General features: G+C 43.5%; 6 protein-coding genes. 4 read left to right on the forward strand and 2 right to left on the reverse strand.

What is annotated here, in order from left to right:
• Positions 1-113: 113 nt before the first annotated feature.
• On the reverse strand, positions 114-638 hold the full coding sequence (locus ACVBIK_RS18920) for a DUF3332 domain-containing protein (RefSeq protein WP_447162197.1): 525 nt from the start codon (positions 636-638) through the stop codon (positions 114-116).
• Positions 639-935: 297 nt separating this feature from the next.
• On the opposite strand from ACVBIK_RS18920, the gene ACVBIK_RS18925 reads away from it, so the two are divergent.
• From ACVBIK_RS18925 to ACVBIK_RS18940, 4 genes are all read left to right on the forward strand, one after another.
• Positions 936-1,679: a spermidine synthase gene (locus ACVBIK_RS18925; protein WP_447162196.1), complete on the forward strand. Its 744-nt coding sequence runs from the start codon at positions 936-938 to the stop codon at positions 1,677-1,679.
• Positions 1,680-2,074: 395 nt separating this feature from the next.
• Positions 2,075-2,644, forward strand: coding sequence for an alkyl hydroperoxide reductase subunit C (gene ahpC, locus ACVBIK_RS18930; RefSeq protein WP_447162195.1), 570 nt, complete (start codon positions 2,075-2,077; stop codon positions 2,642-2,644).
• A 354-nt stretch (positions 2,645-2,998) separates the two neighbouring features.
• The gene (gene ahpF, locus ACVBIK_RS18935) at positions 2,999-4,633 is read left to right on the forward strand and encodes an alkyl hydroperoxide reductase subunit F (RefSeq protein ID WP_447170273.1); all 1,635 of its coding nucleotides are present in this window, start codon (positions 2,999-3,001) and stop codon (positions 4,631-4,633) included.
• An 81-nt stretch (positions 4,634-4,714) separates the two neighbouring features.
• Positions 4,715-5,899 (forward strand): GGDEF domain-containing protein, encoded by a 1,185-nt coding sequence (locus ACVBIK_RS18940; RefSeq protein WP_447162194.1) that lies wholly within the window; start codon positions 4,715-4,717, stop codon positions 5,897-5,899.
• Here the strand turns inward: ACVBIK_RS18940 and ACVBIK_RS18945 are convergent.
• Positions 5,896-6,054, reverse strand: coding sequence for a cytoplasmic protein (locus tag ACVBIK_RS18945; protein WP_447170274.1), 159 nt, complete (start codon positions 6,052-6,054; stop codon positions 5,896-5,898). The genes ACVBIK_RS18940 and ACVBIK_RS18945 overlap by 4 nt on opposite strands.
• Positions 6,055-6,160: the final 106 nt, after the last annotated feature.

Consider the following 6,160-nt stretch of genomic DNA (forward strand, 5'->3'; position numbering starts at 1 on the left):
AAGCATAAAACGCTAACAATAAAAGGTGTAATCACATTCCAGAATAAGACTGCGAATAAAAAAAGGGCCAGTATTACTGGCCCTTTTGTATGTCACGGAGTAAATACTAATCATTAACCTTGCTGGTATGCAGCAAGCTCATCAGTGCTCACGCGAGCAATGAAAGTGCTATCTAGGTAGAAGTCGACATGCTCGTCTTGCTTAACACCTGACATTACCTGTTGGCTGCCATCTTCATAAACCAATGTCATGGCCAAAGTATTGTCATCAGTCGCTACCATTGAAGCGCTAGTTAACTTGATGTTTTTTAGCGGGGCGCTAGTTAGATCGCCATCAATGTGTTGGTTCACTTTGAAAATAGCTTCAACTGGCATATCGACTACCGCTGGGGAACGGCCAGTGATAGGGTTTGTGCCCGTCCAGAACTCGATGCTGTTAAGGATAAATAGATCGCCAGTTGCAGCGAAGCCATAAATTGGGCTCATAAGTATAAATAGACCAGCACGGCCATAACGGTTATCAACCGCGCTAAGGTTAGCTTTAGTTACCATAGCACTTAGGCCCATTTGGCCCATACAACCGGTAAGTTGAGTGCTTAGAATTGCCGTTAGCGCGACGGCAGAAATTGTCTTTTTCATTGGTTTAATATTACTGAATTGAGAATGGCGCTGATTGTATGTATAAGCCAAAAATGAAATGTGACAGCGCTAGCAAATCCAGGTTGGTAAATTGTAGTGTTTGTCTCGTTCTTTGTGGTGCTTGTTTGCTTGGTGTGGTATTTGTTTTTAAGTTTGGTTTTGTGCTGTTTTTTGTCTGGTAATGTGGGTTAATTGTTGCTGCTCATGCGCGGTATCAGCGCTTGTTACATCTAGAGCGTCACCATTTTATTAAAGTACTATTTAACGCATAATAGCGCTCCAAATATCGGAGAACGCATGTCAGATTATCAAGTATTACACCAAACCCAAGACGAATATGGTCCGCTTATTGTATTAGAGGATAAGGAAACACGGATCCTCGCGTTTGGCGATAACGACGAACAAAGCAAATTGCTCAAGGCCACTCCGCATATTCCGCAGCACACCTATGTGCAAGCCATGTTGCTGGTTCTACTCTATAGCCAACCTAAAAGTGCAATTGTGCTTGGGCTCGGTGGTGGTGGACTTATTCATGCGCTGCGCCACTTTGATGCGGGTATTAAGTTAACGGCAGTAGAGTTAAGAGGTGACGTGATAGCGCTGGCTAAGCGATATTTCCAGTTGCCGCTGAGTAAAAAGCTTAAAGTCATTCATCAAGATGCCAAGCAATTTCTAGAGGCTAGCGATCATAAGAAGGTGGATATTGTTTTTGCTGATATCTACAGCGCGGAAGGGGTGGATGCCGCGCAGGTGTCACAGGCCTTTATTGCCCAGTGCGCGGCCTTAATTAAAGCCGATGGCTACTTGGTTCTCAATTGCTGGAAAGAGCATAGCCAAAACCGTGAGCTACTTGCCTACCTTAATATGCATTTTGTAGAAGTACGTGCTTGCCTAACTGGCAGTGGGAATTGGGTGGTGTTTGCGGGTAAGGTCAAGCGCGACATTAGCGCCAGTGCACTTAAGACCAAGGCGCAGTCCTTATCGCAGCAGCTTGATTTTCAGTTGGCGAGATCGCTAACCCGCTTCGACCTTTGGGAGTAAAGTAAAAGTCTGGGAGTAAGAGTAAAGTCTCGCTAATACTTATCGATGTGTTAGCGAGTCTATTTTCTACTTATAGTTTTTAGCTTCTCTGTGCCAAAATCCAAATTTGCTTGCCCTCTTTTACTTAAAACCTTTAAGTCCATTTTTTATCGTACTTATGCACCGTACTTATGCGTCGTACTTTTCAGGCGAAAGCCTGATATCGCAGGCTTGTTAATCTTGTTCGGAAAAACAGATTAGCATGATAGCTTTTACCCGTTATCATTAATTCATTGGCTCCGCTATTATTCTTCCATCGAAAACGAACTGGCGTTAAGAGACTCATCATCACTCATTCAGTTTGTTGAATTTTAAGAAATAGTATTTTCAACTTTAATTATAAAACGGAGCATTACATGCATCAGTCAATTATCAACTCTACAATCAAGCCATTCACAGCAACTGCTTTTCACAAAGGTGACTTCCACCCAGTGACAGAGCAAGACCTATTAGGTAAGTGGTCAGTCGTATTCTTCTACCCAGCTGACTTTACCTTTGTATGCCCAACTGAACTAGGCGACATGGCTGACCATTACGAGAAGCTACAGGCTATGGGCGTTGAAGTTTACTCAGTATCTACTGACACTCACTTCACTCACAAAGCATGGCATGCAAGTTCAGACACCATCAACAAGATCCAGTATCCAATGATTGGTGACCCAACAGGCACTATCACACGTAATTTTGGTGTGATGATTGAAGAAGACGGTCTAGCACTACGCGGCACATTTGTTATCAACCCAGAAGGCGAGATTAAAGTGGCTGAAGTACATGACCTAGGTATTGGTCGTAGCGCAGCAGAGTTAGTTCGTAAAATCCAGGCTGCACAATATGTTGCAACACACGACGGTGAAGTTTGTCCGGCAGCATGGCAGCCAGGTGAAGCAACACTTGCACCATCAATCGACCTAGTCGGTAAGATCTAAATCTAGATTGAGTTGAAAGTAAGGTGTTTACCTCGCTAGCTTGTCCCCAAACGGGTTAGCTTGGTAGCCATCTTCACCAGGCTCTCTCTATTGTTCAGCTTAGTGCCCCCCTGCAAGCTAAGCTGAACAAACTCTTATTTCTACAGCCTTTTTTTACTTTTTTACTTTTTTACTTTTTTACTTTTTTATTTTTAATGAGTTAGTACGATTTATATAACTGTTTTACTTTTTATTTTCTGTATCCACTTTTTATTTTTTGTGAGCACTCTTTGTTTTGGTTAACACTAAACCGCATTATGGCTAATGCTGCCTGCTCACCTATACCAGATTAGCTTTTAATATTTAGGAGTCATCATGTTAGATGCAAACGTCAAGAATCAACTGAACACTTATTTGCAAAACCTCAAGCACCCAGTTGAGCTGGTTGTATCTATTGATGACAGCCCAAAAGCGCAAGAGCTTAAATCTTTAGCGGCAGATATTGATAGCCTATCTTCACTTATTTCAGTGACTGAGCAAGTGGGTAAGCGCACGCCGTCAATGTCGGTGATTAACCCGGATCTAGGTCAAGGGATTGGCAGCCAAATTACCTTTGCTGGTCTGCCTATGGGGCATGAGTTCACATCACTAGTGCTTTCCTTACTGCACAGCGGCGGCCATCCAATAAAATTGGATGCCGATGTGATTGAGCAAATCCGTCAACTGCCGGGCGAGTATCAGTTTGAGACTTATGTGTCGCTAAGCTGCCAAACATGCCCGGAAGTAGTGCAAGCACTGAATATGATGGCGGCGATTAACCCTAACATTACTAACGTGATGATTGATGGTTCATTGTTCCAGGATGAAGTGAATGAACGTAACATCATGGCCGTACCTTCTGTTTACCTTAATGGCGAGCAGTTCTCTATGGGAGCCATTAGTACTGTAGAGATCTTAAATAAGCTTGATGTGAATGCCGCCGGTAGAAAAGCCGAGCAGTTAAATGAAAAAGAACCGTTTGAGGTATTAGTGGTGGGGGGCGGCCCAGCTGGCGCATCGGCTGCCATTTATGCGGCGCGTAAAGGTTTACGTACCGGTATTGTCGCCGACAAGTTTGGTGGTCAAGTGGCTGAAACGGTAGGTATTGAAAACTTTATCTCGGTTAAGGCGACTGAAGGACCAAAGTTGGTCGCTAATCTTGAAGCTCACGTGCATGAATATGACGTGGATATCATGGATAACCAACGCGCTTTGAGCTTAAAGTCGGGTGAGCTATTTGAGTTAACCCTTGAAAGTGGCGCGGTGCTGCGCAGTAAAACAATTTTATTAGCAACGGGTGCTCGTTGGCGTGAAATGAACGTACCGGGTGAGCAAGAGTATCGTGGTAGTGGCGTGGCATACTGTCCACATTGCGATGGCCCACTGTTTAAAGGTAAGCGTGTTGCTGTGATTGGCGGTGGTAACTCAGGTATTGAAGCCGCGATTGATTTAGCTAATATCGTTGAGCACGTTACTGTGCTTGAGTTTGATAAAAGCTTACGCGCCGATGATGTATTGCAGCGTAAAGCAAAATCGATGGGCAATATCGAGATTATTACTCAGGCGATGACCACAGAAGTGACCGGTGATGGTAAGCGCGTTAATGGCCTTAACTACACCGATAGAGCAACAGGTGAGTCGCATCATGTTGAACTTGCTGGCATATTTGTTCAGATTGGTTTAGTGCCAAACTCAGAATGGTTAAAAGACACTATTGATATGACAGCTCGCGGTGAAATTACTGTCGATGCTAAAGGTGAAACGTCGTTGCCAGGTGTGTTTGCCGCAGGTGATGTCACTAACTCCGCTTATAAACAGATAATTATCGCCATGGGCAGTGGTGCAACGGCTTCGCTAGGCGCATTTGATTACCTAATTCGTCATAATGTTGATGACTCTCATACCGGTAAAGTTGAAGACTCTACACATAAGAAAGTTGATGACTCTAGCAGCGATAATGTTGCAGCCTAAAGCGATTAGTCGTTACTATAAAGCCAGCAAAAGCTGGCTTTTTTAGTGGATGAGTCATAGAGCTGTAATAAGTAATGGAGAATGGCCCTGAATTCACATCGATATCACGCGCAGATAAAAAGAGAAACGTTTACCATTTTAAAGCGCGGTATTTTATGGGCGACTTACGTCAGTTGTGCGCTGTTATTTGTGGTGCTGGCCAATACGTATTATTTTGATAGCCTTTATGATGACATTCAGTTACTCCAATTAAAAACGCTGCCATTGTTTGCAGTTGTTTTTATCGGGATTATTACGGTAAAGCTTAAAGGGCTTGGCCGTATTAGCGTAAATAAAACATATACCTACCTAGCGTTTTTAACTATTGGCTGGTGTTACGTTCTCATCAATCTTGCCTTGTTATCTGCACAGAATATGCCGGGAATAGAGTCATTAGCTGACGTTCTAGTACTGGTTTTTGCGTTAGCCTTATTTCCCCATCGCCATGCAATGCTACTGACTATTCTGCCATTTTTGATTTTTAGTGCGAGCTACCATTCACTGCAATATTCGCAAGTGTTGGTTTATCCCATCACCAAGTTTTTATGTTTTTTTGGCATTATCTTATCAGGCCAGAAAATTATCTCTGGTTGGTTATTTAAAGCTGTGACCCGTAATATCGAGAATAAGAAATTAATGCAGCAGTTTAAGCACTTAGCTTTGATTGATGGGTTGACCAATATCAGTAATCGCCGTCACTTTGATGAGGTGTTAACTCAAGAGATGAAAGCGTCACTTCGAAGTGACAAACCGTTATCCATTATCATGGTCGATGTGGATTTCTTTAAGCCGCTTAATGATAGTCTTGGTCATCAAGTGGGCGATGAGTATTTGATTAACGTTGCTAAGGTATTGAACTGTGCGCTTGAAAGGCCGAGGGATCTCGTGGCGCGTTATGGCGGTGAAGAATTTGTGGTGGCTCTACCTGATACGGATTTAACTGGCGCGGTAAAGGTCGCTGCAAAGATCCAACGTGCATTAGCTGAAGCTAAACTCGTGCATCCGAGTTCTACAGCCTCAAAATATGTCACCGTTTCTCAAGGTGTGGCGCAGTGGCAAATATCTATGGAGGCCGCTGAATTGTTACAGGTAGCTGACCGCTTGTTGTATCAAGCAAAGTCAGCGGGACGAGATAGGTACTTATACCCAACTGATCTAAAGGTGGGTATATATGAATCCATCGACAGTGGTAACCAGAGCCGAGAATCACTAAATGAAGCGAGTTAGGCCGTAGTATTGATATTGTGGCCAGTGTTACCGACAGGCGCCTGTGGGGTATCGGGTATCGCGGCATTGATCAAACTTAATGCGATATCACCTTCAATTTTTTGTTGGTCTTTAGCCATTTGCGCGACTTTAACGCCAACATCGCCATGGCTCATGTTAGGTTGAAGATTCGCACTAGAAATAGGGCTCTTCTCCGCTTACATGAGCTTGATATTTGGATAAAAGGTTGAATGGGTATCAGGGACTGATGTTTGTCTGATC

Source organism: Shewanella sp. 125m-1, from assembly GCF_052977065.1.

Coding starts and splice junctions, on each gene's coding strand:
- ACVBIK_RS18920 (WP_447162197.1), bottom strand. CDS start 638: ATGAAAAAGACAATTTCTGCCGTCGCGCTAACGGCAATTCTAAGCACT.
- ACVBIK_RS18925 (WP_447162196.1), top strand. CDS start 936: ATGTCAGATTATCAAGTATTACACCAAACCCAAGACGAATATGGTCCG.
- ahpC (WP_447162195.1), top strand. CDS start 2,075: ATGCATCAGTCAATTATCAACTCTACAATCAAGCCATTCACAGCAACT.
- ahpF (WP_447170273.1), top strand. CDS start 2,999: ATGTTAGATGCAAACGTCAAGAATCAACTGAACACTTATTTGCAAAAC.
- ACVBIK_RS18940 (WP_447162194.1), top strand. CDS start 4,715: ATGGCCCTGAATTCACATCGATATCACGCGCAGATAAAAAGAGAAACG.
- ACVBIK_RS18945 (WP_447170274.1), bottom strand. CDS start 6,054: ATGAGCCATGGCGATGTTGGCGTTAAAGTCGCGCAAATGGCTAAAGAC.